Annotated in this window: 22 protein-coding genes; 16 read left to right on the top strand and 6 right to left on the bottom strand. The window is 73.6% G+C overall.

The window, feature by feature from the left end; translation table 11 throughout:
- Positions 1-3: 3 nt before the first annotated feature.
- Positions 4-1,029: a hypothetical protein gene (locus ACWHYA_RS10775; RefSeq protein WP_425941179.1), complete on the bottom strand. Its 1,026-nt coding sequence runs from the start codon at positions 1,027-1,029 to the stop codon at positions 4-6.
- Between the two features lie 105 nt (positions 1,030-1,134).
- Here ACWHYA_RS10775 and ACWHYA_RS10780 point away from each other — a divergent pair, with 105 nt between their 5' ends.
- The 4 genes from ACWHYA_RS10780 to infB all read left to right on the top strand — a co-directional run bounded on the left by ACWHYA_RS10780 (position 1,135) and on the right by infB (position 6,169).
- Positions 1,135-1,692 carry a ribosome maturation factor RimP gene (locus ACWHYA_RS10780; protein WP_425941177.1) on the top strand — a complete coding sequence of 186 codons (558 nt, stop codon included), beginning with the start codon at positions 1,135-1,137 and terminating at the stop codon, positions 1,690-1,692.
- A complete protein-coding gene (gene nusA / locus ACWHYA_RS10785) occupies positions 1,692-2,723 on the top strand; it encodes a transcription termination factor NusA (RefSeq protein WP_425941175.1) in 1,032 nt (343 codons plus the stop codon). Before ACWHYA_RS10780 ends, nusA begins: the two co-directional genes overlap by 1 nt.
- Before the next feature lie 70 nt (positions 2,724-2,793).
- Positions 2,794-3,135 carry a YlxR family protein gene (locus ACWHYA_RS10790; protein ID WP_448095644.1) on the top strand — a complete coding sequence of 114 codons (342 nt, stop codon included), beginning with the start codon at positions 2,794-2,796 and terminating at the stop codon, positions 3,133-3,135.
- A gap of 109 nt (positions 3,136-3,244) precedes the next feature.
- On the top strand, positions 3,245-6,169 hold the full coding sequence (infB, locus tag ACWHYA_RS10795) for a translation initiation factor IF-2 (protein WP_425941172.1): 2,925 nt from the start codon (positions 3,245-3,247) through the stop codon (positions 6,167-6,169).
- Between the two features lie 74 nt (positions 6,170-6,243).
- Here infB and ACWHYA_RS10800 read toward each other — a convergent pair whose 3' ends face one another.
- From ACWHYA_RS10800 to ACWHYA_RS10810, 3 genes are read right to left on the bottom strand one after another with little or no spacing between them, the layout of a single operon-like run.
- Positions 6,244-7,461 carry a Dyp-type peroxidase gene (locus tag ACWHYA_RS10800; RefSeq protein WP_425941170.1) on the bottom strand — a complete coding sequence of 406 codons (1,218 nt, stop codon included), beginning with the start codon at positions 7,459-7,461 and terminating at the stop codon, positions 6,244-6,246.
- Positions 7,458-8,000 carry a copper chaperone PCu(A)C gene (locus ACWHYA_RS10805; protein ID WP_425941169.1) on the bottom strand — a complete coding sequence of 181 codons (543 nt, stop codon included), beginning with the start codon at positions 7,998-8,000 and terminating at the stop codon, positions 7,458-7,460. Before ACWHYA_RS10805 ends, ACWHYA_RS10800 begins: the two co-directional genes overlap by 4 nt.
- Positions 8,001-8,034: 34 nt before the next feature.
- On the bottom strand, positions 8,035-8,328 hold the full coding sequence (locus ACWHYA_RS10810) for a hypothetical protein (protein WP_425941167.1): 294 nt from the start codon (positions 8,326-8,328) through the stop codon (positions 8,035-8,037).
- A 456-nt stretch (positions 8,329-8,784) separates the two neighbouring features.
- Between ACWHYA_RS10810 and rbfA the strand changes: the two genes are divergently transcribed.
- The 6 genes from rbfA to ACWHYA_RS10840 all read left to right on the top strand — a co-directional run bounded on the left by rbfA (position 8,785) and on the right by ACWHYA_RS10840 (position 16,223).
- Positions 8,785-9,246: a 30S ribosome-binding factor RbfA gene (gene rbfA / locus ACWHYA_RS10815; protein WP_425941165.1), complete on the top strand. Its 462-nt coding sequence runs from the start codon at positions 8,785-8,787 to the stop codon at positions 9,244-9,246.
- Positions 9,236-10,168: a tRNA pseudouridine(55) synthase TruB gene (gene truB, locus ACWHYA_RS10820; RefSeq protein WP_425941163.1), complete on the top strand. Its 933-nt coding sequence runs from the start codon at positions 9,236-9,238 to the stop codon at positions 10,166-10,168. Before rbfA ends, truB begins: the two co-directional genes overlap by 11 nt.
- Positions 10,169-10,179: 11 nt before the next feature.
- Positions 10,180-11,136 (top strand): bifunctional riboflavin kinase/FAD synthetase, encoded by a 957-nt coding sequence (locus ACWHYA_RS10825; RefSeq protein WP_425941161.1) that lies wholly within the window; start codon positions 10,180-10,182, stop codon positions 11,134-11,136.
- Positions 11,137-11,144: 8 nt separating this feature from the next.
- Positions 11,145-12,263 (top strand): rod shape-determining protein RodA, encoded by a 1,119-nt coding sequence (rodA, locus tag ACWHYA_RS10830; RefSeq protein WP_425941159.1) that lies wholly within the window; start codon positions 11,145-11,147, stop codon positions 12,261-12,263.
- A gap of 61 nt (positions 12,264-12,324) precedes the next feature.
- Positions 12,325-14,169 (top strand): AMP-dependent synthetase/ligase, encoded by a 1,845-nt coding sequence (locus ACWHYA_RS10835; RefSeq protein ID WP_425941157.1) that lies wholly within the window; start codon positions 12,325-12,327, stop codon positions 14,167-14,169.
- Positions 14,170-14,258: 89 nt separating this feature from the next.
- The gene (locus ACWHYA_RS10840) at positions 14,259-16,223 is read left to right on the top strand and encodes a TIGR03960 family B12-binding radical SAM protein (protein WP_425941155.1); all 1,965 of its coding nucleotides are present in this window, start codon (positions 14,259-14,261) and stop codon (positions 16,221-16,223) included.
- A gap of 157 nt (positions 16,224-16,380) precedes the next feature.
- Here the strand turns inward: ACWHYA_RS10840 and ACWHYA_RS10845 are convergent, their stop codons facing one another.
- Both ACWHYA_RS10845 and serC read right to left on the bottom strand, forming a co-directional pair.
- Positions 16,381-17,565, bottom strand: coding sequence for a phosphoglycerate dehydrogenase (locus ACWHYA_RS10845; RefSeq protein ID WP_425941154.1), 1,185 nt, complete (start codon positions 17,563-17,565; stop codon positions 16,381-16,383).
- 3 nt (positions 17,566-17,568) lie between these two features.
- Positions 17,569-18,648 carry a 3-phosphoserine/phosphohydroxythreonine transaminase gene (serC, locus tag ACWHYA_RS10850; protein ID WP_425941152.1) on the bottom strand — a complete coding sequence of 360 codons (1,080 nt, stop codon included), beginning with the start codon at positions 18,646-18,648 and terminating at the stop codon, positions 17,569-17,571.
- Between the two features lie 206 nt (positions 18,649-18,854).
- Here serC and ACWHYA_RS10855 point away from each other — a divergent pair, with 206 nt between their 5' ends.
- The 6 genes from ACWHYA_RS10855 (at position 18,855) to proB (ending at position 26,778) form a co-directional block, all read left to right on the top strand.
- Entirely contained in the window at positions 18,855-19,613 is a 759-nt protein-coding gene (locus ACWHYA_RS10855; protein WP_425941151.1) for a TIGR03936 family radical SAM-associated protein, read from the top strand.
- 377 nt (positions 19,614-19,990) lie between these two features.
- Complete coding sequence (locus tag ACWHYA_RS10860; RefSeq protein WP_425941149.1) at positions 19,991-23,053, top strand: Rne/Rng family ribonuclease; 3,063 nt, start codon at positions 19,991-19,993, stop codon at positions 23,051-23,053.
- A gap of 164 nt (positions 23,054-23,217) precedes the next feature.
- The gene (rplU, locus tag ACWHYA_RS10865) at positions 23,218-23,532 is read left to right on the top strand and encodes a 50S ribosomal protein L21 (RefSeq protein ID WP_425941814.1); all 315 of its coding nucleotides are present in this window, start codon (positions 23,218-23,220) and stop codon (positions 23,530-23,532) included.
- Between the two features lie 48 nt (positions 23,533-23,580).
- Positions 23,581-23,847: a 50S ribosomal protein L27 gene (rpmA, locus tag ACWHYA_RS10870; RefSeq protein ID WP_425941147.1), complete on the top strand. Its 267-nt coding sequence runs from the start codon at positions 23,581-23,583 to the stop codon at positions 23,845-23,847.
- Positions 23,848-24,026: 179 nt separating this feature from the next.
- Complete coding sequence (gene obgE, locus ACWHYA_RS10875) at positions 24,027-25,544, top strand: GTPase ObgE (protein WP_425941145.1); 1,518 nt, start codon at positions 24,027-24,029, stop codon at positions 25,542-25,544.
- Positions 25,545-25,653: 109 nt separating this feature from the next.
- Positions 25,654-26,778: a glutamate 5-kinase gene (gene proB, locus ACWHYA_RS10880; RefSeq protein ID WP_425941144.1), complete on the top strand. Its 1,125-nt coding sequence runs from the start codon at positions 25,654-25,656 to the stop codon at positions 26,776-26,778.
- The last annotated feature ends 114 nt before the right edge of the window (positions 26,779-26,892 follow it).

The following is a 26,892-nucleotide window of genomic DNA, read 5'->3' on the forward strand; positions in this document are numbered from 1 at the left end:
CGGTCAGGGCGCGGTCATGCCGGGGAACGCGGCGCCGGGGCCGTCCAACCTGCGGTTCCAGGCCACCGCCTCGGCGACGACCCGGGCGATCCCCGTCAGCTGGGCGACGTCGCCGGAGACGCGGGTCGCCGTCGTGAGCGCGGCGGGAGCGACGTCGCCCACGAGCTGACGGGCGAGGGCGCGCCGTTCCTCCGCCCCGTCCAGATCCTCGGGCATGTCGTAGCCCAGCGGGGGGACCGGGGCCGCCCGGCCGGCGAGGCTGGTCACCTGGCGGGTCAGGCCGGCGAGCGGCTCCAGGACCGCCTCGTAGTCCTCGCGCTCCTCCCCGCGGGACCGGGCAGCGAGCACCTCCAGGCCGAAGACGGCCGGGCGCAGGGCGGCGAGCAGGGGGACCGCGGCGGCTCCCTGCGGGCCGGCCAGCGGGGGCCAGTCGACCGCCGCCCCCAGCTCCTGGGCCGAGGCGGCGTGCTGCGCCGCCAGCGCGAGGAGCATCGGCAGGTGCGCGGGGGTGGCCGTCGAGGCGTCCCGGACCGCGTCGCTCACGTCGCCGCGCAGCACCTGTCCGAGGCGTTCGGCCGGCGCCCGGGGTGGTCCCGCGGTGCTCGCGTCGCCGTCCGCCGCGCCGCTGGTGCGGTCGGCGTCGTCGGCGGGTCCCGTCGAGCGCGCGGCCGCGTCCGGCGCAGCGGTGACCACCGGCTCGGCGGGAGGCGCGGGCAGCGGCACACCGCCGAGGACGACGAGCTGCTCGAGAGTGTCCAGCTGGGACCCCCAGGCGGCGGCCAGCCGCGACCGGCGGCCGGTCGAGACCTCGACCAGGTCCAGGGCGGTCAGGTAGCCGTGCACCCGCTGACGGGCCGCAAGCAGCAGCGTGGTGTCGGGCGGCCAGGTGGTCGGGTCGTCCGGCTCGACGGTGCCGGTGGGGGAGCTGCTGTCCGGCCCGTCACCGCCCTCGCAGGCGGTCAGCAGCGCCGCCAGACCGGTGAGACCACCGGCACGCATCAGGGCGCGGCGGGACACGGTCGGGCGCATGACGGGCATCATCTCAAGGGGTAGGGTAGACGGTTCCGGACCGGTGGCCCGGCATCGCACGGTGCCCGGGCCCGGCAGACAGCTAAAGATCGCAGGAGGCACCCGATGGACAGCCGGGCACGCACCGAGTTGCTCACCCAGCAGGTCGCCGAGAGCCTGCAGGGCAGCGGGGTCGTCGTCGACGAGGTGGTCGTCCAGCAGGCCGGCCGTCGTCGCCTCGTGCGCGTCTTCGTCGCCCGCGACGTCGACGGGCTGGACCCGGACGACACCACCTCCGCGGTCGAACCGCTGACCCTGGACGAGATCGCCGTCGCGACCCGGACTGTGTCCGACACCCTCGACTCCACCGACGCCATGGGCACCGGGCCCTACACCCTGGAGGTCAGCTCCCCCGGCGTCGACCGTCCCCTGGGCAGCCCCGCCCAGTTCCGGCGCAACGTCGGCCGGCTGGTGACGGTGAGCCGCACCGACGGGTCACCGGTCACCGGTCGGCTGGTGCGGGTGGACGCCGACGGCGTGCGCCTGGAGGACGTGCGTGCCGGGAACGACGACCCGGCCGGGAAGCAGCCCCAGGACGGGAAGGGCCTCGAGCTCGCCTGGCCCACGATCGAGCGGGCCGCCGTGCAGGTGGAGTTCTCGCGCCCCGACGGAAAGGACCACTGATGGACATCGACATGGCCGCGCTGCGGCTGCTGGAGCGGGAGCGGGAGATCCCCATGGACGTCATCGTCCAGGCGATCGAGCAGGCCCTCCTGTCCGCCTACCAGAAGGTCGAGGGCCACCACCGCGACGCCCGGGTGGAGCTGGACCGCAAGAGCGGGCACGTCACCGTCTGGGCCCGCGAGGCGGCTCCCGTCCTGGACGACGGCACCCGGGGCGAGCCCGGTCCTGAGTTCGACGACACCCCCGAGGGCTTCGGCCGGGTCGCCGCCGCCACCGCCCGCCAGGTGATCACCCAGAGGATGCGCGAGCTGGAGGACGACGCGGTGCTCGGCGACTTCCGCGCCCGGGAGGGCGACATCGTCTCCGGGGTCGTGCAGCAGTCCAACGACCCGCGCTTCGTCCTGGTCGACTTCGGCACGGTCGAGGGCGAGCTGCCCACGGCCGAGCAGGTGCCGGGGGAGAGCTACGAGCACGGTCAGCGGATCCGCTGCTACGTGGTCAGCGCGAAGCGGGGGTACCGCGGTCCGCAGATCATGCTGTCGCGCACCCACCCCAACCTGGTCCGCCGCCTGTTCGCCCTGGAGGTGCCCGAGGTCGCCGACGGCAGCGTGGAGATCGCCGGCGTGGCGCGCGAGGCGGGCCACCGGACCAAGATCGCGGTGCGGGCCACGGTGCCCGGCGTCAACCCCAAGGGGGCCTGCATCGGTCCCATGGGACAACGGGTGCGGGCCGTCATGGCCGAGCTGCAGGGCGAGAAGATCGACATCGTCGACTACAGCGACGACCCCGAGGAGTACGTGGCCGCGGCGCTCTCCCCGGCCCGTGTCCAGTCGGCCCGCATCGTCGACACCAGGACCCGGCAGGTGCAGGTCGTCGTGCCGGACTACCAGCTGTCACTGGCCATCGGACGCGAGGGGCAGAACGCCCGCCTCGCCCACCGCCTGACGGGGTGGAAGATCGACATCCGCGCCGACACCGAGGAGCTGGAGGACCGGGCGGGGCAGGAGGACGCCGTCCCGCCGGGCGTGTAGAGTGGAGAGCACTGCCCGTCCCTCGTCGTCGACCACCACCACGTCCCGCCGCACCCCGGTGCGCACGTGCGTGGGGTGCCGGCGCCAGGACGAGCAGTCCGCACTGCTGCGGGTCGTCGCGGTCCACGGACCGGCGGGCACCGACCGGTGGACCGTCGTCCCGGACGAGCGGCGCCGCGCACACGGACGAGGTGCCTGGGTGCACCCCGACCCCGAGTGCGTGCGGATCGCGATCGCGCGTCGTGCTTTCCACCGCGCCCTGCGCCTGTCACGGGCGGGGACGGTGGACACCACGGCCGTGCAGGAGCGGTTCGCGCAGCAAGGCCGTGACACGGCCGGGTCAACGGATCCGGCCGCCAGCAAAGGGCGGGCCCACCCGGGCCTGTCATCGAGGAACCGGAAGCGGGTTTGACGCTGATGAGCACCCGATGAGTACTCAGCGATGAGCACCCACCAGCACTAGTCACGGGCGTGCCCTGCAGGGGCCCGGTCGTGGCGCTACACCAAGGAGACACCACACCGTGGCCAAACTCAGGGTCTACGAGCTCGCCAAGGAGCTCGGGGTCGAGAGCAAGGAGCTGCTCGCCCACCTGAAGCAGCAGGGAGAGTTCGTCCGGTCGGCATCGTCGACCATCGAACCCCCTGTCGTCCGCAAGATCCGGGAGAACCCGCCCGCAGCGGCCGGCGCGCCCGCGCCCGCCGCCCCGGCGTCCTCCTCCGGCAAGCCCGGGCAGTCGTCCCGTGCTCCCAAGCCGGGACCGAAGTCCGCACCCCGCCCCTCGTCGGCGCCCGGGGCCGAGCAGGCCCCGGCAGCCGCCGAGCCGACGCCCCCGTCCACGCCTGTCGAGCCCGCGCCCGCGCAGCCGGAGGCCCCCGCCCCCGCCGCGGAGACGAGGCCAGACCGCCCGTCCCCGGCCACCCCTGGTGCCAGGCCCGGTCCGCGGCCCTCCCCGTCGGCGCCCGAGCAGCCCGCCGCGGAGCAGGCGGCCGAGCCCGCGGGCGACCGGCGGCCCGAGTCGGGCGCGACCCCCGGTCCCCGCCCGGCCCGTCCCGGGGTCAAGCCCGGACCCCGTCCGGGCAACAACCCCTTCTCCTCCAGCCAGGGCATGGGCCGTGAGCGCCGCGGAGGCGGCGAGCGCGGAGCAGACCGTGGCGCCGACCGTGGCGCCGACCGTGGAGAGCGGGGCGGCGGCTCGCCGCGCCCCGGCAACAACCCCTTCGCCCCCAGCCAGGGGATGCCCCGTCCCGGTGGTTCGCGCGGCACCCAGGCCGGCCCGGGCGGACCTCGTCCCGGCGGGCCCCGTCCGGCGGCCCCGCGTCCCGGCGGCGGCGCCCGGCCGAACCCGGGCATGATGCCCGAGCGTGCGGCCGTGCCCCGTCCCGGTGAGCGCCCCGCGCGCCCCGGCGGCGGTCGAGGTCGTCCCGGCGGCGGCCCCGGTGGTGCACCGGGCGGTGCTCCGGGTGGCTTCCGTGGCGGCCCCGGTGGTCGTGGCGGCGGTCCTCGCGGCCGCGGTGGCACCGCGGGTGCCTTCGGGCGCGGCGGCGGAAAGGTCCGCGGGCGCAAGTCCAAGAGGGCCAAGCGCGCCGAGTTCGAGCAGATGCAGGCGCCGTCGATCGGTGGCGTCAACGTCCCGCGCGGCAACGGCGCGACCATCACGGTGCGCCGCGGTGCCTCGCTGACCGACTTCGCCGACAAGATCAACGTCGACCCGGCGTCGCTGGTGACCGTGCTCTTCCACCTCGGCGAGATGGCCACCGCGACCCAGTCGCTGGACGAGGACACCTTCGCCGTCCTCGGCTCGGAGCTGGGCTACGACATCCGCGTGGTCTCGCCGGAGGAGGAGGAGCGCGAGCTCTTCAGCGCCTTCAACATCGACCTCGAGGCCGAGGCGGAGGCGGAGTCCGACGAGGACCTCCTGCCGCGGCCGCCGGTCGTGACGGTCATGGGTCACGTCGACCACGGAAAGACCCGGCTGCTGGACGCGATCCGCGAGTCCGAGGTCGGGGCCGGCGAGACCGGAGGCATCACCCAGCACATCGGTGCCTACCAGGTCCACGCCTCCCACGACGGCGAGGAGCGGGCGATCACCTTCATCGACACCCCGGGTCACGAGGCGTTCACCGCCATGCGTGCCCGTGGTGCCAAGGTGACCGACATCGCGATCCTGGTCGTGGCCGCGGACGACGGTGTGATGCCGCAGACCATCGAGGCGCTCAACCACGCCCAGGCGGCCAACGTGCCGATCGTCGTGGCCGTCAACAAGATCGACGTCGAGGGTGCCAACCCCGCCAAGATCCGTCAGCAGCTGACCGAGTACAACCTGGTCGCCGAGGAGTACGGCGGCGAGACGATGTTCGTCGACGTCTCCGCCAAGGAGGGGCAGAACATCGAGCAGCTGCTCGACGCGGTCCTGCTGACCGCCGACGCGGCCCTGGACCTGCGGGCCAACCCCGACAAGGACGCCCGCGGCGTGGCCATCGAGGCCAACCTGGACAAGGGTCGTGGCGCCGTCGCGACCGTCCTCGTGCAGCAGGGCACCCTGCGGGTCGGTGACGCGATCGTCGCGGGCGCCAGCCACGGACGGGTCCGGGCCATGCTCGACGAGCACGGCAACAACCTGCAGGAGGCGCCGCCCTCGCGGCCCGTGCAGGTGCTGGGCATGGACACGGTGGCCCGTGCCGGCGACACCTTCCTGGTGGCTCCGGACGACCGCACCGCTCGGCAGATCGCCGAGAAGCGCGAGGCGGCCGACCGTCAGGCGGCCCTGGCCAAGTCCCGCAAGCGGATCAGCCTGGAGGACCTCACCCAGGCCCTGGCCCAGGGCAAGGTGGAGACGCTCAACCTCATCCTCAAGGGTGACGTCTCCGGTTCGGTGGAGGCACTGGAGGACGCGCTGCTGCAGATCGACGTGGGCGACGAGGTCGACCTGCGGATCATCGACCGCGGCGTGGGTGCGATCACGATGAACAACATCAACCTGGCGGTCGCCTCCGACGCGATCATCCTGGGGTTCAACGTGCGTGCCGAGGGCCAGAACGCCGACTACGCCGAGCGCGAGGGCGTGGAGATCCGCTACTACGGCGTGATCTACCAGGCCATCGAGGACATCGAGAACGCCCTCAAGGGCATGCTCAAGCCGGAGTACCAGGAGTTCGAGACCGGGACGGCGGAGATCCGCGAGATCTTCCGCAGCTCCAAGTTCGGCAACGTGGCGGGCTGCCTGGTCCGCAGCGGCGAGATCCGCCGCGGCGCCAAGGCCCGGATCACCCGAAACGGCGTGGTCGTCACCGAGGGTCTGGAGATCGCCGGTCTGCGGCGGTTCAAGGACGACGTCACCGAGGTCCGCGAGGGCTTCGAGTGCGGCATCAACCTGGGGTCGTTCAACGACCTGCAGGCGGACGACCTCATCGCCACCTACGAGATGCGCGAGATCCCCCGCAGCTGACCGCCGTCGTGCACGCCGCGAGGCCCGGTCCGTCCCCGTGACGGGCCGGGCCTCGCGGCGTGGGCGTCGGGCTCTCAGGCCAGGAGGGAACGGCCGAGCCAGCCGCCCTCGGCGCAGCCGGGGAGCACGGCGTAGACGGCGGAGCCCACGGGCACCGTCCACAGGTTGAGCAGGTCGCCCTCGGCCAGGCGGCGCTGGACGGGCAGGAACTGACGCACCGGGTCGGCCTGGAAGGCGGCGAAGAGCAGCCCGGTCTCCACGTTCCCGTCCTTCCCGACCTGCTCGTAGCTGTACGGGCGGCGCAGGAAGCGCTCGTGGGGTGCCTGGGCGCCGGCCCGACGCACGTGGGCGTGCCGGTCGACGACGGGCAGGCCGCTGGGCGTCAGCGCGTGCAGGTCCACGGGGGTGCCCTCCCGGCCACCCGTGAGGGGGGCACCGGTGGCCAGGTCCCGCCCGACCGCGTGCTCGCGGGCGACCCGGTCAGCCCGCTCCCAGCCCTCCACGTCCATCCGGATCCGGCGCAGGACCAGGCTGGACCCTCCGACCCACCCCGGGTGCGTCGGCGCGTCCGGGCCGATCCACAGCAGCCCGGCGTCGCGGTCGGCCACGTCCGGCTGGACCGTGCCGTCGACCTGGCCGAACTCGTTGCGGAAGGCCAGGCCGGCCGCCTCCGCGGGATCGCGGAAGCCCGGTTGGACCCAGCGCGGCGTGGCGATGCCGCGTGCCGCACCCACGAGCAGACGACGGGCGTGGGCCAGCGGGACGGGGGAGTGGGAGCACAGCTGCAGCAGCAGGTCGGTCCCGCCGTACGCCTCGTCCAGGTCGTCCACCGGCAGCGAGGGCAAGGGCGTCAGCCAGGGCGGGCGCCGGTCGACCAGGCCGGTCCGGTCGAACAGGCTCGGCCCCCAGCCGACGGTGACGGTCAGCCCGGCCGGGCGGACGGCCACCTCGGGCTCCTGGTCGGTGACCGGTGGCACGCCCGCGGTGAGCCGGGAGATGTCGTCGGTCCACACCCGCATCAGCCGGCCCAGACCGGTCGCGCCGACGCCGTCGTCCAGGTCCAGTCCGACGAAGACCGCGTGGGGCGGAGGAGGCGTGGCGATCCCTGCCTGGTGCTCCCCGTGGAACGGCACGACCAGGTCGCCCGGCCCGCCCGCCGGGGTCCTGGCCTGCGCCGGGTCCGTGGACCGGGTCCCCGAGGAGGCGATTCCCCCGGCCAGTGCGAGGGCGCCCGCGCCCCCCAGCAGGCTCCCCGTGAGGAGCGTGCGCCGGCCGACCTGAGCGCTGCTCACGGTGCCTCCGTGTGCTCTCCCGGCGCGTAGTCCTCCTCGGCCCCGGAGAAGGCGCGGGCGGTGACCGTGAGCTCGTGCTCGACGCCGTCGGAGTCCACGACCACCAGGTCCACCTCCTGGCCCGTCCCGACCGGCTCCGCCAGCTGCATGAGCATCAGGTGGTCACCGCCGGGCTCCAGAGCGTGCTCGCCGCCCGCGGGCACCACGAAGCCGTCCTCGGCCCTGCGCATGACCCGTCCGCCCGCGCCGTCGTCGACGGTCACGTGCATCTCGGACGTCCCGGCGAGCTCGCTGCGCACCTCCACCAGGTGCAGGTCCGTGCCGCCGTCGTTGGTGAGCGCGCCGAAGACCCCGGTCATCGGACCGTCCGTGGCCTTGGCCCACCCGTCCACGAGGACGAGGCCGGCACCGGCGGAGGTGGCGTCCGGGGTGGCCGGAGGCGCGTCGGCCGGACCGGTGGCGGGGCCGCACCCGGTCAGGGTGACGGCCAGGGCGAGGGTGAGGACGAGCGCCGAGCGCGCGGAGCGGGCGATGGGCATGGGATCTCCTGGAAGCTGGTGCGGGGGGAAGGGGTCAGAGCACGGCCGACGGCGTCGGCGGGGCCCTTCCGTCCCAGGAGCGGTGCGCGGTGCAGGCGGCGGCCAGGACCGTGCGGCCGGCCACCGGCCACCGGGGTCCGACGGGCCCCCGCACCGTGCCGGGGGCCACCAACCGTCCCCACCACGCCACCGCCTCTCGCCACAGCGTGGCGGCAGCCGCCCGGAGGACGACGACGGTGAGCGAGGCGAGGCCGTGGAGCAGGAGCATCGTGGTCCCCCCGTGGCCCAGCGCCGCGAGCAGCTCGGAGGGGGAGGGGCCTGCGACCACGACCGCCAGGTGCCCGTCGTGGGCGGCGGGGCCGCGCGCCCCCGGCGTCGCGACGGGCGACCGGGTCTGCTGCGACAGCAGGGGCGCCAGCGCCAGCGCGGCATGGGTGGCGCCTGCCCCGCGCCCACGGCCACGAGCAGCCGGGCCGCCCGGGCCACCGGCCCGGAGCCGGCACGGCGGGCCGGCAGGAACCAGGCGAGCAGCACGGTGGCCGTGCCGGCCCACAGGAGCGCACCCGGGCGGACCCCGCCCCCGGCGCCGTGCCCGTCCGCACCGAGGTGGGCGAGCAGCCCCCAGCCCACCGCGAGGACGGACAGAGCGCCCGCGCGGGCACCCCTGGCCGCCCACGTCATACCCCGGAGGGTATCCCACGCCCTGGCGCCGACAGGTCCTGCCGGTCCGTAGGATGGTCGGGCCCGGAACACCGCCCGGAACACCGACGACCCAGGAGGACCCATGGCAGACCAGGCCCGCGCCCGCCGCATCGCCGAGCGCATCAAGCAGCTGGTGACGCAGGGGCTGTCCCAGGTGGTCAAGGACCAGCGCCTGGGCTTCGTCACGATCACCGACGTCCGCGTGACCGGGGACCTGCAGCACGCCAGCGTCTTCTACACCGTCCTGGGCCAGGAGGAGGACCGCGCCACCGCGGCCGAGATCCTGGAGACCTACCGCGGACGGCTGCGCTCCTTCGTGGGCCGTGGTCTGGGGATCCGGCTGACGCCCAGCCTGGAGTTCATCCTCGACGCCCTCCCGGAGGACGCGGCGCACATGGACGACCTGCTGCGCCAGGTGGCCGAGCGGGACGCGGAGCTGGCGCGCGAACGGGCGGCGGCGGCCTACGCCGGCGAGCCGGACCCCTACCGGCGGCCGGCGGCCGAGGACGACGACGGGGACGACGTCCCGGCGGATGAGCGCTGAGGGCGTCGGCGACGGACTGCTCGTCGTCGACAAGCCCGCCGGCTGGACCAGCCACGACGTCGTCGCGAGGGCCCGGCGCCTGTGCGGCACCCGACGGGTGGGGCACGCGGGCACCCTCGACCCGATGGCCACGGGGGTCCTGGTGCTCGGGGTGAACCGGGGCACCAAGCTGCTCACCTTCCTCGTCGGTTCCGACAAGGGGTATGCCGCCACCGTGCGCCTGGGGCGCTCCACCCTCACCGACGACGCCGAGGGGGAGGTGACCGGCGGGGCCGACGCGGGCTCCCTGACCGACGATCAGGTGGCCTCGGCGGTGCGCTCGCTCACGGGGCCGGTCCAGCAGGTGCCCAGCGCGGTGAGCGCGATCAAGGTCGACGGGCGCCGCTCCTACGCCCGGGTGCGCGCCGGCGAGGACGTCGAGCTGGCCGCCCGCCCCGTGACCGTGCACCGCTTCGACGTGCTCGCCCGCCGGGACGTGGTCCTGGACGACGGCCACCGGGTCGTGGACCTGGACGTGGAGGTCGAGGTGTCCTCGGGCACCTACGTGCGTGCGCTGGCCCGCGACCTGGGGACCGCCCTCGGGGTCGGCGGTCACCTGACCGCGCTGCGCCGGACCCGGGTCGGAGGGTTCACCCTCGACCGGGCGGCGACCCTGGAGCAGCTGGACCCGGACGCGGGCGAGGGGGCCGGAGCCCACCTGCTGGCGCTGGCGGACGCGGCCCGGGCCACGCTCCCGGCCCGTGACCTGGACGAGGCCGAGGCCCGGGCGCTCGGCTACGGTCAGCGCGTCCCCTCCGCCGAGCCCGGCCGGAGCAGTCCCGTCGCCGCCTTCTCGCCCGAGGGCGTCCTGGTGGCCGTCCTCGACGAGAGCGGTCCCACCGCGCGTGCGCGCGTGGTCCTGGCGCCCGCCGGGCAGAAGTAGAGTAGGCGCCCGTGCACCGATGGACGAGCCTGGACGAGGTTCCCGCCGACCTGGGTCCCACCGTCGCCACGCTCGGCAACTTCGACGGTGTCCACCGCGGCCACCGGGCCGTCCTGGACACCGTCGTGGCGACCGCCCGGGAGCGCGGCCTGGCCTCCGTGGCCGTCACCTTCGACCCGCACCCGGTGGCCGTGCTGCACCCGGACCGGGCGCCCCGGGAGATCACCGGGCTGGACCACCGGCTCGACCTGCTGGCCGCCCTCGGGCTGGACGGCGTGGTGGTGGTGCAGTTCACCCCCGAGTACGCCCTGCTCACCCCCGAGGACTTCGTGGTGCAGACGTTCGTGGACGGGTTGCGCTCGCAGGTCGTGGTCCTCGGCCAGGACTCGCGGTTCGGCCTGCACAACAGCGGGGACGTGGGGACGATGCGCGAGCTGGGCGAGGCCTACGGCTTCGAGGTCCTCGTCCAGGGGACCGTGGGTGAGCACGAGCGGGGCCGGCGCAGCTGGTCCTCCACCGCGCTGCGCGAGGCGATCGCCACGGGGGACATGGAGACCGCCACCGAGATCCTCGACCGGCCCCACCGGGTCTCGGGCGAGGTCGTGCACGGCCACCACCGGGGCCGGGAGCTGGGCTACCCCACCGCCAACCTGAGCACCGACAGCGAGGGGCTCGTGCCCGCCGACGGCGTCTACGCCGGCTGGCTCGAGCGCCCGTCGCTGCCGGCGGAGCACCCCGACCGGCGGCTGCCGGCGGCGATCTCGGTGGGCTCCAACCCGACTTTCGGCGACGTCGAGCGCACGGTCGAGGCCTACGTCCTGGACCGCGACGACCTCGACCTGTACGGCGAGACGGTGGCCGTGGACTTCGCGCGCCGGCTGCGCGGCAACGACCGGTTCGAGACGGTCGAGGGTCTGCTGGAGCAGATCGCCGCCGACGTCGACCGCACCCGCGCCCTCCTCGGCTGAGCCGGGGTATGTCGTCGCGCCCCGTCGTGACCCGGCTCGCCCGGGCGGACTGGGGCCTGGTCGTGGCCGCCGGCGGGCTCTCGGTCGTGGGAGCGCTGCTCGTCTGGTCCGCCACCCACGAGCAGGTCGGTCCGGCCCTGGCCGTGCGGCACGTGGTGAACACCGCGGTGGGGATGACCGCCGCCCTGGGCGTGCTCCTGCTCGACGTGCGCCGGCTACGGGCCCTGGCCCCGTTCGCCGTCGTGGCCGGGGTCGGCGGCCTGGTGCTCGTCCTGACCCCGGTGGGACAGACGGTCAACGGGTCGCGCTCCTGGCTCTTCCTGCCCGGCGGCTTCTCGCTCCAGCCGGCCGAGCTGGCCAAGATCGGCCTCGTGCTCGGCCTGGCGGTCATCCTGGCCGAGGGACGGGACCGGTGGCGGCCGCCCCGTGCCCGCGAGGTCCTGCTGGCCTGGGTCCTGGCGGGGGTGCCGGTCCTGCTTATCCTGCTCCAGCCCGACCTGGGCAGCGCGCTCGTCCTGGGCATGCTCACCGTCGGGGTGGTCGCCGCCTCCGGCGCGTCGTGGTGGTGGACGGCGGCCGCGCTGGCCGGCACCGTCGCGACCGTGGTCGCCGCGGTCCGCGTTCCCCTGCTGGACCCCTACCAGGTCGACCGTCTGCTCGCCTTCCGGGACCCCACGCTGGACCCGGAGGGCATCGGCTACCAGACCCGCCAGGTGCGGCTGGCGGTGGCCGCGGGGGGCTGGGACGGCGCCGGGCTGGGGGAGGGCCCCCACACCCAGGGCGGGTTCATCCCGTTCCAGCACACCGACTTCGTCTTCTCGGTCGCGGCCGAGGAGCTGGGCCTCCTCGGCTCCGGCGGGCTCCTGCTGCTGCTGGGCTTCCTGGTCCTGCGGGCCCTGGTCGTGGCCCTGCGCTGCGAGGACCCCTTCGCCCGGCTCGTGGCCGTGGGGGTCGCGAGCTGGTTCGCCTTCCAGGTGGTCCAGAACGTGGGGATGAACCTGGGCCTGGTCCCGGTCACCGGGCTGCCGCTGCCCTTCCTGTCCTACGGAGGCTCCTCGATGCTGGCCTGCTGGGTCGCCGTGGCGCTCGTGTCGGCGGCGCAGCAGGACCGGCGTGGGGGGCGCTGACTCCGGGCAGGCGTCGTGACAGAATCGGGCCAGCCCGTGCCTGCCGACGAAGGAGTTGACGATGGCCCGTTCCGTGACCGAGGAGAAGGTCGACCGCAGCATCATCGAGAACCGTGCCCCCAGCGTGGGCCACCTGTTCCGTGAACGTGTCCAGGCCCTGCCCGAGGGGGAGGCCTTCCGGCACCCGGTCGGGGACGGGTGGGCGTCCCTGACGTGGAGCCAGACCCGGGACCGGGCCTACGCCCTGGCTGCCGGCCTGGTCGAGCTGGGGGTCGAGCCGGAGGAGCGCGTCGCGCTGATGTCCTCCACCCGGATCGAATGGGTGCTCTCCGACCTGGCCGTCATGTGCGCCGGCGCCGCCACCACGACCATCTACCCCACGACCATCACCGAGGACGTGGCCTACATCGTGGCCGACTCCGGCAGCCGGGTCGTCATCGCCGAGGACGGCGACCAGGTGGCCAAGCTGCGCGAGCGCGCCGACGAGATGAGCGGGGTGCTCAAGGTCGTCGTCGTCGACGGGGAGGGCGACGGGGAGCAGGTCATCACCTTCGCCGAGCTGGAGGAGCTGGGCCGTGCCCGGCTCGAGCGTGAGCCCGGCGTGGTGGACGCCCGCATCGACGGCCTCACCCCCGAGCACCTCGCCACGATCATCTACACCTCTGGCACGACGGGTCGACCCAAGGGGGTGCGGCTGCCGCACTCGGCGTGGACCTACGAGGCGGCGGCGGTCGCCTCCATCGGCATCCTGAGCCAGGACGACCTGCAGTACCTCTGGCTTCCGCTCGCGCACGTCTTCGGCAAGGTCCTGCTCGCCCTGCCGCTGCAGATCGGCTTCCCCACCGCGGTCGACGGACGGCCGGAGAAGATCGTCGAGAACGTCGCCGTCGTCCAGCCCACCTTCATGGGGGCCGCACCGCGGATCTTCGAGAAGGTCTACGGCAAGATCACCACGATGATGATGGACGAGGGCGGGGTCAAGGCCAAGCTCTTCACCTGGGCCTCCGGGGTGGGCAAGGAGGTCGGGGAGATCCGGGCCGCCGGCGGACAGCCGGGCGGGCTGCTGGCCACCAAGTACCGGTTGGCCGACAAGCTGGTCCTCAGCAAGATCCGCGGACGGTTCGGCGGCAAGGTGCGCTTCTTCATCTCCGGCTCGGCCGCGCTGAACGCCGACGTCGCCCGCTGGTTCGACGCCATGGGTCTGCTCATCCTCGAGGGCTACGGGCTCACCGAGACCAGCGCCGCCTCCTTCGTCAACCGGCCCGCGCCCGGTGGCTACAAGTTCGGCTCTGTCGGGTGGCCGCTGCCCGGCACCGAGGTGCGCATCGCCGAGGACGGCGAGATCCTGCTCAAGGGACCCGGGGTCATGGAGGGCTACCACCAGCTGCCCGAGGAGACGTCCGCCAGCCTCGACGACGGGTGGCTGGCCACCGGTGACATCGGCGAGGTGGACCCGAACGGCTTCCTGACGATCACCGACCGCAAGAAGGACCTGTTCAAGACGTCCGGCGGCAAGTACGTCGCCCCCTCGCTCATCGAGTCGCGGTTCAAGGGCATCTGCCCCTACGCCAGCCAGCTCATCATCGAGGGCGACGGGCGCAAGTTCGTCTCCGCGCTCGTCACCCTCGAGCCCGAGTCCATCGCTGCCTGGGGTGCGCAGAACGGGATGGCAGGGGACTCCTACCGGCAGATCGTCACCTCGGAGAAGGCCCGGGAGATGGTCCAGGGCTACGTCGACGAGCTCAACTCCCAGCTCAACCGGTGGGAGCAGATCAAGGAGTTCCACATCCTGGACCACGACCTGTCGGTGGAGGAGGGTGACCTCACGCCGAGCATGAAGCTCAAGCGCAAGGCCGTCACCTCCAAGTACAAGGACGAGCTGGACAGGTTCTACGTCGAGAGCTAGGGCGCACGCGTCGACGCGCCGCCGCCGGGGATCCCCCGGCGGCGGCGCTCGTTTCCCCCCGGCGGGCGCGGCTGCATACGCTGGACCGCATGTCCTCGCCGACCGACGTCCCGAGCCGTCCCCGCGGAGCCTCCGTCCTCGACCGGCTGGAGCCCCTGCTCGAGCAGGTGAGCAAGCCGGTGCAGTACGTCGGTGGTGAGCTGAACTCGCAGGTCAAGGCCTGGGACTGCGGGGGCGAACACACGGTGCGCTGGGCGCTGATGTACCCCGACGCCTACGAGGTCGGCCTGCCCAACCAGGGCGTCATGATCCTCTACGAGGTCCTCAACGAGCAGCCCGGGGTCCTGGCCGAGCGCACCTACGCGGTGTGGCCCGACCTCGAGACCCTGATGCGCGAGCACGGGGTGCCCCAGTTCACGGTGGACGCCCACCGGGCCGTGGGCGACTTCGACGTCCTGGGCCTCAGCTTCTCCACCGAGCTGGGCTACACCAACATGCTCACCGCGCTCGACCTCGCCGGCATCCCGCTCCACGCCCGCGACCGCACCGAGGAGCACCCGCTGGTGATCGCCGGCGGCCACGCCAGCTTCAACCCCGAACCGGTCGCCGACTTCGTCGACGCCGCGGTCGTCGGCGACGGCGAGGAGGCGGTGCTCGCGGTCTCGGCCATCCTGCGCGGCTGGAAGGAGGCCGGGCGGCCCGGCGGCCGCGAGGGGCTGCTGCTGCAGCTGGCCGCCACCGGCGGCGTCTACGTCCCGGCGTTCTACGACGTGGACTACCTGCCGGACGGGCGGATCCAGCGGGTCGCCCCCGCGCGGGCGGGCGTGCCCTGGCGGGTCGCCAAGCACACCGTCATGGACCTCGACTCCTGGCCCTACCCCAAGGCACCGCTCGTGCCGATCACCGAGTCGGTGCACGAACGGATGAGCGTGGAGATCTTCCGCGGGTGCACCCGAGGGTGCCGCTTCTGCCAGGCCGGCATGATCACCCGCCCGGTCCGGGAGCGCTCGATCACCGGGATCGGCGACATGGTCCAGCGGGGCCTGGAGGCCACCGGCTTCGAGGAGGTCGGGCTGCTCTCGCTGTCCTCGGCCGACCACTCCGAGATCGCCGAGGTCACCAAGGACCTGGCGGACCGTTACGAGGGCACCCAGACCGGCCTCTCGCTGCCCTCGACCCGGGTCGACGCGTTCAACATCGAGCTGGCCAACGAGCTGACCCGCAACGGGCGCCGGTCCGGACTGACCTTCGCCCCCGAGGGCGGCAGCGAGCGGATGCGCAAGGTGATCAACAAGATGGTCACCGAGGAGGACCTCATCCGCACGGTCGGCGCCGCCTATGCGGCCGGGTGGCGGCAGGTCAAGCTCTACTTCATGTGCGGGCTGCCCACCGAGACCGACGAGGACGTCCTGCAGATCGCCGACCTGGCCAAGCGGGTCATCGACACCGGGCGGGAGGTCTCCGGGCACCGCGACATCCGCTGCACGGTCTCCATCGGCGGGTTCGTGCCCAAGCCGCACACCCCCTTCCAGTGGGCCGCGCAGCTGGGGGCGGAACAGACCGACGCCCGGCTGGCCAAGCTGCGCGAGGCGCTGCGCTCCGACCGCCGCTACGGGTCGGCCATCGGGTTCCGCTACCACGACGGCAAGCCCGGGATCGTCGAGGGTCTGCTCTCGCGGGGCGACCGGCGGCTGGGCGCGGTGATCGAGCAGGTGTGGCGCGACGGGCAGCGGTTCGACGGGTGGAACGAGCACTTCTCCTACGAGCGCTGGATGTCGGCCGCGGAGGCGGGCCTGGCCGGGACCGGGGTGGACGTGGACTGGTACACCACCCGGGAGAGGGGGGAGCACGAGGTCCTGCCCTGGGACCACATCGACTCCGGCCTGGACAAGGAGTGGCTGTGGGAAGACTGGCTCGACGCCCTCGAGGAGCGGGAGGTCGAGGACTGCCGGTGGACGCCGTGCTTCGACTGCGGCGTGTGCCCGCAGATGGACACCGAGATCCAGGTCGGCCCCACCGGCAAGCGGCTGCTGCCCCTGTCCGTGGTGCGCTGAGGACGCAGGACCGGCATCGCGCCCGGGGCCGACGCGCCCCCGACCGGGACGTGACCACGTCGACCGGGGCGCGACCACGTCGTCCGGGACGTGACCACGTCGTCCGGGACGTGACCACGTCGTCCGGGTGACGCGACCCGCGGACCCGGGGGAGGGGTCAGAGCTTGCGGGCCCGCACGACCCCGTCGATGGCCAGGATCGCCTGCTTGAGGTCGTCCTGCACCTCACCCTCGACGTCGACGAGGGTGTAGGCGTAGTCGCCCCTGGACCGGTTGGTGAACTCGGCCACGTTGAGCCCGGCCTCGCCCAGGACCCCCGTGATCTGCCCGATCATCGTGGGCCGGTTCTGGTTGAAGATCCCCAGCCGGGTGGTCCCCGGCGTGCGGGCCATGACGACCTCGGGGAAGTTGACCGAGTTGCGGATGTTGCCGTGCAGCAGGAAGTCGGAGAGCTGGTCGACCGCCATGACGGCGCAGTTGTCCTCGGCCTCACCCGTGGAGGCGCCCAGGTGGGGCAGGGCGATGACCTTGGGGTGGATCGCCCCGGCCTCGGTGGGGAAGTCGTTGACGTAGGCGTGCAGGTGGCCGGAGTCCAGGGCCTGCAGGACCGCGGCCTCGTCGACCACCCCGCCCCGGGCGAAGTTGAGGATCACGCCGCCCTCGGGCATGAGGGAGATCCGGTGGGCGTCGACCAGGCCCCTGGTGCCCTCGACGAGCGGCACGTGGGGGGTGATCATGTCCGAGCGGGAGAAGAGCTCCTCCACGCTCGTGACCTGCTCCACCTGGGGGGAGAGCTGCCACGCGCGCTCCACCGTGATCGCCGGGTCGTACCCCAGGACCTTCAGCCCCAGCGACTGGGCGGCGTTGGCCACGAGCACGCCGATCGCGCCCAGCCCGATCACCCCGAGCGTGCGCCCGGGCAGCTCGAACCCGGCAAACTGCTTCTTGCCGGCCTCGACCTGCTTGTCGAGCTCCTTGCCGGACAGCGACCGCCCGGCCACGAGGTCACGGGTGTAGTCGGCCGCGTGGTAGAGGTTGCGCGCGGCCAGGAGCATGCCGGCGATGACGAGCTCCTTGACCGCGTTGGCGTTGGCGCCGGGGGTGTTGAACACCGGGATGCCGCGGGCGGCGAGCCGGTCCACCGGGATGTTGTTCGTGCCCGCGCCGGCGCGGGCCACGGCATACACCGTCTCGGGGATCTCCACCGAGTGCAGGTCGGCCGACCTGAGCAGGAGCGCCCGGGGCTCGGCGATGTCGGTGCCGATGTCGAAGACGTCCCGGTCGAGGCGCTGCAGGCCGATCGGCGAGATGGCGTTGAGGGTCTGGATCGCGAAGGTGCTCATGGGTCAGCCGTTCTTCCGCTCGAACTCGGTCATGAAGTCGACGAGGGCCTGCACGCCCTCCAGGGGCATGGCGTTGTAGATGCTGGCGCGCATGCCGCCCACGCTCCGGTGCCCGGCGAGGCCGGAGAGCCCGGCCGCTGCCGCCTGGGCGACGAACGGCTTCTCCAGGGCGGGGTCGGGCACGAGGAAGGGCACGTTCATCCAGGACCGGGCGGCCGGCTCGACGGGGTTGGCGTAGAAGTCCGAGGCGTCAATCACCCCGTAGAGCAGCTCGGCCTTGGCCCGGTTGCGCGCAGCCATGGCCTCCAGCCCACCCTGCTCCTGGACCCACTCCAGCACCAGACCGACGAGGTACCACGCCAGCGTCGGCGGGGTGTTGAGCATGGAGTCGGCCTCGGCCATGGCGGTCCAGTCCAGCACCGAGGGCACGTCGGCCCGGGGTCGACCCAGCAGGTCGCGCCGCACGACGACGACGACGATCCCGGAGGGGCCGAGGTTCTTCTGGGCCCCGGCGTAGACCACGCCGTAACGGGTCACGTCCATGGGTCGGGACAGGATCGTCGAGCTGGCGTCGGTGACCAGCGGGACGTCCCCGGCGTCCGGCACGTAGGGGAACTCGACCCCGCCGATGGTCTCGTTGAGGGTGTAGTGCAGGTAGGCGGCGTCCTGGGGCACCTCGAACGAGCCCGGCGCCGGGACGGAGGCGTAGTTCGAGGCCTTCTCGTCCGCGAGCACCTGGACGTCGGTGAACCTGCGGCCCTCGGCGATCGCCTTCTTCGACCAGGACCCGGTGTTCAGGTATGCCGTGCGCGCCCCGGGTGCGCCCAGGTTGAGCGGGACAGCGGCGAACTGGGCGGTGGCGCCGCCCTGGAGGAAGAGGACCGCGTAGTCGTCCGGCACCGCCAGCAGGGTCCGCATCCGCTGCTCGGCCTCGGCGGCGATGCCGACGAACTCCGGGGAGCGGTGGGACATCTCCATCACCGACATTCCCGACCCCCGCCAGTCGGTCAGCTCGGACTGGGCCCGCTCGAGCACCTCGAGCGGCATGGCGGCAGGGCCGGCGGAGAAGTTGACAGCACGCAAGGGGGCTTCCTCGGGTCGGGATGGACGGGGGCGACCGCAGCACAGCCCGGGGCTGAGCTCCGGTCCGGCCTCGACGTCGAGTGCCGCTGCCTACCGTACCGTCAACCGCGAGGCGCTCGGTCACCCCGTCGGGGACCGAGGCCCCCCACGACGGTGCAGGAGGCCGTCCTGGGCGGGTGAGGATCGGCCGACTAGCCTGTCCGCCCATGGCCACGCGTCGCGTTCCCGAGGGTCCGGCACCCGATCCCACGGTCCAGCGGCTGCGCGTGCGCTACGCCAAGCGGGGCCGGATGCGGTTCACCTCGACCCGGGACTTCCAGCGGGCCCTGGAGCGGGCCGTCCGGCGGGCCGGCCTGCCGGTGGCCTTCTCCGCCGGCTTCCACCCGCACCCCAAGATCTCCTACGCCAACGCCGCCCCCACGGGGACGGCGAGCGAGGCCGAGTACGTCGAGATCGCCCTCACCCGCCGGGTGGACCCCGCCCGGGTGGCGCCGGTTCTGGACGAGGCACTCCCGGACGGGCTGGACGTGGTGGAGGTCCAGGACGCCGACGACCTCCCCGGCGCGCTGGCCGACCGGCTCCAGGGCAGCCTGTGGGCGCTGCGCCTCCGGGCCGACGGCACGCCCGTCGACACCGGGGCGGTCGACGCCGCGGTGGCGGCGCTGCTGGCGGCCGAGGAGCTGCTCGTGACCAGGATGATGAAGAAGGGGCCCAGGGAGCTGGACGTGAGGGCCGCCGTCCTGGGGATGACGGTCGCCGCCGACCAGGTCCCGGGGGTTCCGGCCGAACCGGGGGACGTCGTCCTTCTCGTCACCCTGCGCCACACCGTCCCCACGGTGCGCCCGGAGGAGGTCTGGACCGCTCTCGGTCTCGTGGGCGGGACCCCGCTCCCGCGTCCGCTGTCGACCCGGCTGCGGCAGGGGCCCCTCGTGGGGGACCAGGTCTCGGACAGCCTGGGGGGCTGAACCGGCCGAAGGTGCGCGGCCGGCGGCCGGGGTGCAGGGTGCGGCGACCCCGGGCGACGCGCGCGTCGGCGGACGATGGGGCGTGCGGCGCTGCTTGTGCGATACTGACAGCGGTCGGGCAAGTCACCACACCGCTGCCCGTCCGGTGCGAGTCCCCTCGCTGTGCGGCAGCAGTTGCCGGCACGCGACGCCGTCGTGAAGATCGAGCCGACTCCCACCGCCCCACCGGTGCCGCGCCAGATGCGCGAACCGCGTGGGCGACCTGGACGACTTCCGTCCGAGCCCGACAGGGCTGGACGACTGCACCCGCGCCGCGCGGGGAGTGGGTCCTACCCGGACCCGGTGTGGACTCGCCGCGAGGCCCAGAAAGGCACAGCGTGTCCGAGGAGACCAGCACCCCCGGCGAGGAACGCGCCCAGGACCGGGTCGAGAACCCGGACGACCGCGCCGGCCGGCTCGCCGAGATCACCGCCGAGCTCACGGCCCGGTCGCAGGAGCAGCAGCACGTCGGGACGCCCGACGCGGCCGAGGCGTCCGAGCAGGACCTGTCCGACGACGAGGCGTCCGAGCAGGACCCGGCCGACGACGAGACGCCCGAGCAGGATCCGGCCGACGACGAGACGCCCGAGCAGGATCCGGCCGACGACGAGACGCCCGAGCAGGATCCGGCCGACGACGAGACGCCCGAGCAGGATCCGGCCGAGCACGAGGTGACCGAGGAGGACGCTCCCGGGTCGGACCAGGCTCGACGGCCCGGGTCCGGGCAGGACGAGGAGCAGCCCCAGCAGGACGAGGACCACGTCCAGGTCGGGGAGGAGGAGCAGGTGGAGGTCCGTCGGCCCTCGTTCGGCGTGGTCTTCCAGGCGCCCGACCTGTCCGACCTTCCTCGACGCCGGTCGCGCCGGGCGACCTCCGGGGTCACCACACCGACCGACCAGCCGCAGGACGAGCAGGACGAGCAGGCCCAGGAGGACCGGCACGACGCGGCCGCCAAGGACGACCGGGACGGACCGGTCAGGGGTCGACGGGAACAGGCGCGTGCGTCCGGAGTCGGCGACGACCGGGGGGACCGGGACGAGACCGACCGGACGGGGTCGGACGACGACGGCTCCGACGACGAGGGTGGCCGCGGCGGACGTCGACGGCGGCGCGGCGGGAAGGGCCGCCGCGGCACCCGGTCGGGCTCGGAGCAGGGAGCCGGCGACGACGGCGGGACCGAGCAGACCGGTCCGGAGCCCACCGACGACTCCACCGACCCGGAAGGGCCCGACGCGCCCGAGGGGTCGGACGGGGACGACGACACCCAGGGTGGGTCAGGTCGACGCCGTTCGCGCAGCCGTCGGGGCCGACGTCCCGCCGGAGCTTCCGGCGGTGACACCGACCGCGGCGCGCAGGACGAGGGTCAGGGCGCGGCCCGGGACGAGGACCAGGACGACCAGGGCGAGGACGACGGAGCAGCCGGCACCCGGCGTCGTCGGCGCCGGCGGCGCAGCGGAGAGTCCGGCCAGGCGGAGCGCACGACCCAGGACGAGGTGTCCTCGGTCAAGGGTTCGACCCGGCTCGAGGCCAAGCGTCAGCGGCGTCGCGAAGGCCGTGAGGCCGGTCGGCGACGCACGATCATCACCGAGGCCGAGTTCCTGGCCCGTCGCGAGAGCGTGGACCGGGTCATGGTGGTCCGGGGCCTGCCCGACCGCACCCAGATCGCGGTGCTCGAGGACGGCGTCCCGGTCGAGCACTACGTCTCCCGTTCGGCGCAGAGCACGATGGCGGGCAATGTGTACCTCGGCCGCGTGCAGAACGTCCTGCCGAGCATGGAGGCGGCCTTCGTCGACATCGGCAAGGGCCGCAACGCGGTGCTGTACGCCGGTGAGGTGAACTGGGACGCGGCCGGTCTGGAGGGCAACCAGCCCAAGCGGATCGAGAACGCGCTGAAGTCCGGCGAGTCGGTCCTCGTGCAGGTCACCAAGGACCCCATCGGGCACAAGGGTGCGCGGCTCACGTCCCAGATCTCGTTGCCGGGGCGCTACCTGGTCTACGTTCCGGGAAACTCCATGACCGGGATCTCCCGCAAGCTGCCGGACACCGAGCGAGCCCGGCTGAAGAAGATCCTCAAGGAGGTCGTCCCTGCGGACGCCGGTGTCATCGTGCGCACCGCTGCCGAGGGGGCCGCCGAGGCCGAGCTGCGCGCCGACGTCGAGCGGCTGACCGCCACCTGGGAGCGCATCCAGGCCAAGGCGAAGGGGGCCAACGCCCCGGCGCTGCTGCACGGGGAGCCGGACATGACCGTCCGGGTCATCCGCGACGTCTTCACCGAGGACTTCTCCAAGCTGGTCGTCTCCGGCGAGGAGGCCTGGGCCGAGGTCAAGCGGTACATCGACGAGGTCGCCCCCGACCTGGCCGACCGGGTGGAGCGCCACACCGGGTCCACCGACATCTTCACCGCCCACCGGGTCGACGAGGCCATCGCCAAGGCGATGGACCGCAAGGTGTGGCTTCCCTCGGGCGGCTCGCTGGTCATCGACCGGACCGAGGCGATGACCGTGGTGGACGTCAACACCGGCAAGTTCACCGGTTCAGGCGGAAACCTCGAGGAGACCGTCACCAAGAACAACATCGAGGCGGCCGAGGAGATCGTCCGCCAGCTGCGGCTGCGCGACATCGGCGGCATCATCGTCATCGACTTCATCGACATGGTGCTGGAGGCCAACCGCGACCTGGTCGTGCGCCGTCTCCTCGAGTGCCTGGGGCGCGACCGGACCAAGCACCAGGTGGCCGAGGTCACCTCGCTGGGGTTGGTCCAGATGACCCGCAAGCGCGTCGGGTCGGGCCTGATCGAGGTCTTCTCCGACACCTGCGTCCACTGCGCCGGTCGCGGCGTCGTGGTGCACACCGAGCCGGTCGCCACCCGGGGCGGCGCCCAGGACGAGCCTGCCGGCGGTGCCGGTGGTCGTCGGGGCCGCGGCAAGGGCCGGTCCGGCCCGACCGGGGGCAACGGGAGCAACGGGGGCAGCAGCGAGGCCCGCAACGTGCTGCCCGTGCCCAACCCCAACGGTCCCACCCCGGCCCAGATCGCCGCGGCGGCCCACGCTGCCGCCCTGCACGCCGGGGCTCCGGCTCCGGCCGCGGACGCGGCCGCCCGGGCCGTCGCCGAGGAGGCGGCCGAGGACGCTCCCGCCGCTGCCCACGCCCCCGCCGCCACGGTGAGCGAGGACGCCGGTGGAACGGCGGCCCCGTCCGAGACGCAGACCGCCGGCGGTGTCCCGGACGCGGCCCCCGCCGCGACGACCGGGACCGCGACGACCGGGACCGCCACGACCGGGACCGCCGAGGAGCCCGAGCCGGTCACGCAGCCCCGGCGACGCCGCCCGCGCGGCCGGGTCGTCGCACCGGCAGGGCCGCCGACCGGGGCCGACGCCGCGGGAGAGCCGATCGACGACTGAGCCCGGGCCGGACCGGTTTGGCCACCGAGGCCCGGCCAGGGTAGGCTGGTGCGTCGGTTCGCCCCGCGCACGGGGCGGGTCTGGTAGTCGTCGCTCCGGCGGCGGCTCGGCCCGCACCGCCGGGTGCTGCATACCCCTCCACGACTGCAGGAAGTGAGTTGAACGTGTACGCGATCGTCCGTGCTGGCGGCCGCCAGGAGAAGGTCTCCGTCGGCGACGTCCTGACCATCGACAAGGTCAAGGGCAGTGTCAACGCCGGGGACAGCGTGGAGTTCGCTCCCGTGCTGCTCGTCGACGGGTCCACCGTGACCACCGACGCCGACACCCTGGGCCGGGCCGTGGTCCGCGCCGAGGTCATGGAGGCCGTCAAGGGCCCCAAGATCATCATCCAGAAGTACAAGAACAAGACCGGGTACAAGAAGCGTCAGGGCCACCGCCAGCCGCTCACCAAGGTCAAGATCACCGCGATCGACGCCTGAGGCGCCGGCGCACCACCGCCCACCCCGTCCTTTCCCAGGAGACTTCAGATGGCACACAAGAAGGGCGCGTCCTCGTCCCGCAACGGTCGGGACTCGAACGCGCAGCGTCTCGGCGTGAAGCGTTTCGGCGGCCAGGTCGTCGGCACGGGTGAGATCATCGTCCGCCAGCGCGGCACCCACTTCCACCCCGGCGAGGGCGTCGGGCGCGGTAGCGACGACACCCTGTTCGCGCTGGTCCCCGGCGTCGTCGAGTTCGGCTCCAAGCGGGGCCGCAAGACCGTCAACATCGTCGCGCGGGAGACCGCCGACGTCTGATCGCGCGCGTCGCGACACCTGACGACACGACGCCGGTGGGGCCCTGCGCCCCGCCGGCGTCGTTCGGCATTCCCGACCCGGTCGCCCTGGTCCGGTCGCCACGACGCCCTGCCCCCCACGGGCGGGCGTCCCGCCCGTTCGTCCACCCCAAACGTCCCCCTGCTGAGAGGATCGGCCCCATGGCCAACTTCGTCGACCGAGTCGTGCTCCACCTGCGGGCGGGGAGCGGCGGGCACGGCGTCGCCTCCGTCCACCGGGAGAAGTTCAAGCCGCTCGGCGGTCCGGACGGGGGCAACGGCGGCCGGGGCGGGGACATCGTCCTGCGCGTCGACCCCTCCGTGACCACGCTCATCGACTACCACCACGGACCGCACCGCAGCGCGCCCAACGGGCGCCCCGGCGAGGGGGACGAGCGCAACGGCGCCCAGGGCGAGGACCTCGTGCTCGCCGTCCCCAGCGGAACCGTGGTCACCACGCGCTCCGGCGAGGTGCTGGCGGACCTGGTCGGCGACGGGGCCGAGCACGTGGCCGCCCGTGGGGGCCGTGGCGGGCTGGGGAACAAGGCCCTGGCGTCCGCCCGCCGCAAGGCTCCTGGGTTCGCCCTGCTCGGCGAGCCGGGCGAGGAGGTCGAGGTCGTCCTGGAGCTGAAGACCCTCGCCGACGTCGCGCTCATCGGCTTTCCCTCGGCCGGCAAGTCCTCCCTGGTCAGCGTGCTCTCGGCGGCCAGGCCCAAGATCGCCGACTACCCCTTCACCACGCTCGTGCCCAACCTGGGGGTGGTCACCGCCGGCGGGGAGCGGTTCACCGTCGCCGACGTCCCCGGTCTGATCCCGGGCGCCAGCGAGGGCAAGGGCCTGGGCCTGCAGTTCCTGCGCCACGTCGAGCGATGCCACGTGCTGGTCCACGTGATCGACTGCGCCACCCTGGAGCCGGGTCGTGACCCGATGACGGACCTGGAGGTCATCGAGCAGGAGCTGGCCGCCTACGTCCCCCACGGGCAGCTGGGCGGGATCCCGCTCGCCGAGCGCGTCCGGGTCGTGGTGCTGAACAAGGCCGACGTACCCGAGGCTCGCGAGCTCGCCGAGATGGTGCGGCCCGACCTGGAGGCCCAGGGGTACGAGGTGCACGTGGTCTCGGCTGTGGCGCACACCGGCCTGAAGGAGCTGACCTTCTCCCTGGCGGGCCACGTGCGCTCGGCGCGGGCCGAGCAGCTCGTCGAGCAGCCCGCCCGGGTCGTGGTGCGGCCCCGGGCCGTGGACGACTCCGGCTTCACGGTGCGGCGGGAGAACACCGCCGACGGCGAGGTCTTCCGGGTGCTCGGCGACCGGCCGACCCGGTGGGTGCGCCAGACCGACTTCACCAACGACGAGGCCGTCGGCTACCTCGCCGACCGGCTCAACCGGCTCGGTGTCGAGGACGAGCTGCTCAAGGCCGGTGCCGTCGCGGGCTCGACCGTGCTCGTCGGACCCGAGGAGGACGCGGTGGTCTTCGACTGGGAGCCCACCGTCAGCGCGGGGGCCGAGCTGCTCGGGTCGCGCGGCAGCGACCTGCGTCTCGAGGACCGCGCCCGTCCCACCCGTTCGCAGAAGCGGGGTGCCTTCCACGAGAAGATGGACGCCGCGGCTGCCGCCCGCGAGCAGCTGGCCGCGGAGCGCCGGGCGGGGAAGTGGACCGGGGACGACCAGCCGCCGACGTGAGCGCACCGGCCGGGCGACCCGACGGGTACCATCCGACCGGCCACCGTCCGGCGGTCCGGCCCTCTCCCGCGATGCATGACTATGCGTCTGAGTGGATTAGTATTCTGACATGACTCCGTCGGTCGACCGCAGCGTCATCCGCGACGCCCGCCGGCTCGTGGTCAAGATCGGCTCGTCCTCGCTCACCGGACCCGCGGGCGGGCTGGACGGGTTCCGGCTCCAGGCGCTCTCCACCGCGCTGGCCCGCCAGGCCCTCTCGGGGGTCCAGGTCGTGCTCGTGTCCTCGGGAGCCATCGCGGCGGGCATGGAACCGCTGGGGCTGGTCCGACGCCCCAAGGACCTGGCCACCCAGCAGGCGGCGGCCAGCGCCGGCCAGGGACAGCTGATGGCCGCCTACACCAACGCCTTCACCCTCCACGGGGTCCGCGTCGGGCAGGTCCTGCTGACCGCCGACGACATGCACCGACGCAGCCACTACGTCAACGCATCCCGCACCCTGGAGCGGCTTCTGGAGCTGGAGGTGGTGCCGATCATCAACGAGAACGACACCGTGGCCACCGACGAGATCCGGTTCGGCGACAACGACCGGCTCGCGGCGCTCGTGGCCCACCTCGTCGACGCCGACGCCCTGCTGCTCCTCTCCGACGTCGACGCCCTCTACGACGCGAACCCCTCGCACCCGGGCTCGAGCCCGATCAGGACCGTCGTCTCCGCGGACCAGATCGCCGCCGTCGACATCTCCGGAGCAGGGTCCGCCGTGGGGACCGGTGGCATGGCCACCAAGGTCGCGGCCGCCCGGATGGCGACGGAGGAGGGCATCAACGTGCTGCTCACCAGCGCCGACAAGGTCACGGCGGCCCTGGCCGGTGACGAGGTCGGCACCCTGTTCACCCCCACGGGGAGCAAGAGCCCGGCCCGTCGACGGTGGCTGGCGCACGCCAGCAGCGCGACCGGGCGGCTGGTCCTGGACGACGGTGCCGTCGACGCGGTCGTGTCCCACCGCACCTCGCTCCTGCCCGTGGGGATCACCCGGGTCGAGGGCCGCTTCAGCGCCGGCGACACCGTCGACCTGTGCGACCCACGCGGTCAGGTCGTGGCCCGCGGGCTGGTCGGTTACGACGCCGAGGAGCTGGGGCCGCTGGTCGGGCAGCGGCTGCCGCGCGGGCCGCGGCTGCGCAACGGCGCCCCGGCACCCCGTCCGGTCGTCCGCCGGGACGACCTCGTCGTCCTCTGAGCCGGGGGCACCACATCCACGAGCACGAGGCGCCGCGGCCCACCGGGCCGCGCACGGCATACCCGCAGCACGTCGTCAGGCCAAGACCCGAACACCGACCACCGAGCACCGACA

Source organism: Ornithinimicrobium carbonis (genome assembly GCF_977012275.1).

Excerpts from the sequence above, each read along its gene's own strand:
- ACWHYA_RS10780 (WP_425941177.1), top strand. The coding sequence starts at position 1,135 with ATGGACAGCCGGGCACGCACCGAGTTGCTCACCCAGCAGGTCGCCGAG.
- obgE (WP_425941145.1), top strand. The coding sequence starts at position 24,027 with ATGGCCAACTTCGTCGACCGAGTCGTGCTCCACCTGCGGGCGGGGAGC.
- ACWHYA_RS10775 (WP_425941179.1), bottom strand. The coding sequence starts at position 1,029 with ATGCGCCCGACCGTGTCCCGCCGCGCCCTGATGCGTGCCGGTGGTCTC.
- ACWHYA_RS10840 (WP_425941155.1), top strand. The coding sequence starts at position 14,259 with ATGTCCTCGCCGACCGACGTCCCGAGCCGTCCCCGCGGAGCCTCCGTC.
- ACWHYA_RS10835 (WP_425941157.1), top strand. The coding sequence starts at position 12,325 with ATGGCCCGTTCCGTGACCGAGGAGAAGGTCGACCGCAGCATCATCGAG.
- truB (WP_425941163.1), top strand. The coding sequence starts at position 9,236 with ATGAGCGCTGAGGGCGTCGGCGACGGACTGCTCGTCGTCGACAAGCCC.
- ACWHYA_RS10845 (WP_425941154.1), bottom strand. The coding sequence starts at position 17,565 with ATGAGCACCTTCGCGATCCAGACCCTCAACGCCATCTCGCCGATCGGC.
- nusA (WP_425941175.1), top strand. The coding sequence starts at position 1,692 with ATGGACATCGACATGGCCGCGCTGCGGCTGCTGGAGCGGGAGCGGGAG.
- rpmA (WP_425941147.1), top strand. The coding sequence starts at position 23,581 with ATGGCACACAAGAAGGGCGCGTCCTCGTCCCGCAACGGTCGGGACTCG.
- rodA (WP_425941159.1), top strand. The coding sequence starts at position 11,145 with ATGTCGTCGCGCCCCGTCGTGACCCGGCTCGCCCGGGCGGACTGGGGC.
- proB (WP_425941144.1), top strand. The coding sequence starts at position 25,654 with ATGACTCCGTCGGTCGACCGCAGCGTCATCCGCGACGCCCGCCGGCTC.
- ACWHYA_RS10805 (WP_425941169.1), bottom strand. The coding sequence starts at position 8,000 with ATGCCCATCGCCCGCTCCGCGCGCTCGGCGCTCGTCCTCACCCTCGCC.
- ACWHYA_RS10855 (WP_425941151.1), top strand. The coding sequence starts at position 18,855 with ATGGCCACGCGTCGCGTTCCCGAGGGTCCGGCACCCGATCCCACGGTC.
- rbfA (WP_425941165.1), top strand. The coding sequence starts at position 8,785 with ATGGCAGACCAGGCCCGCGCCCGCCGCATCGCCGAGCGCATCAAGCAG.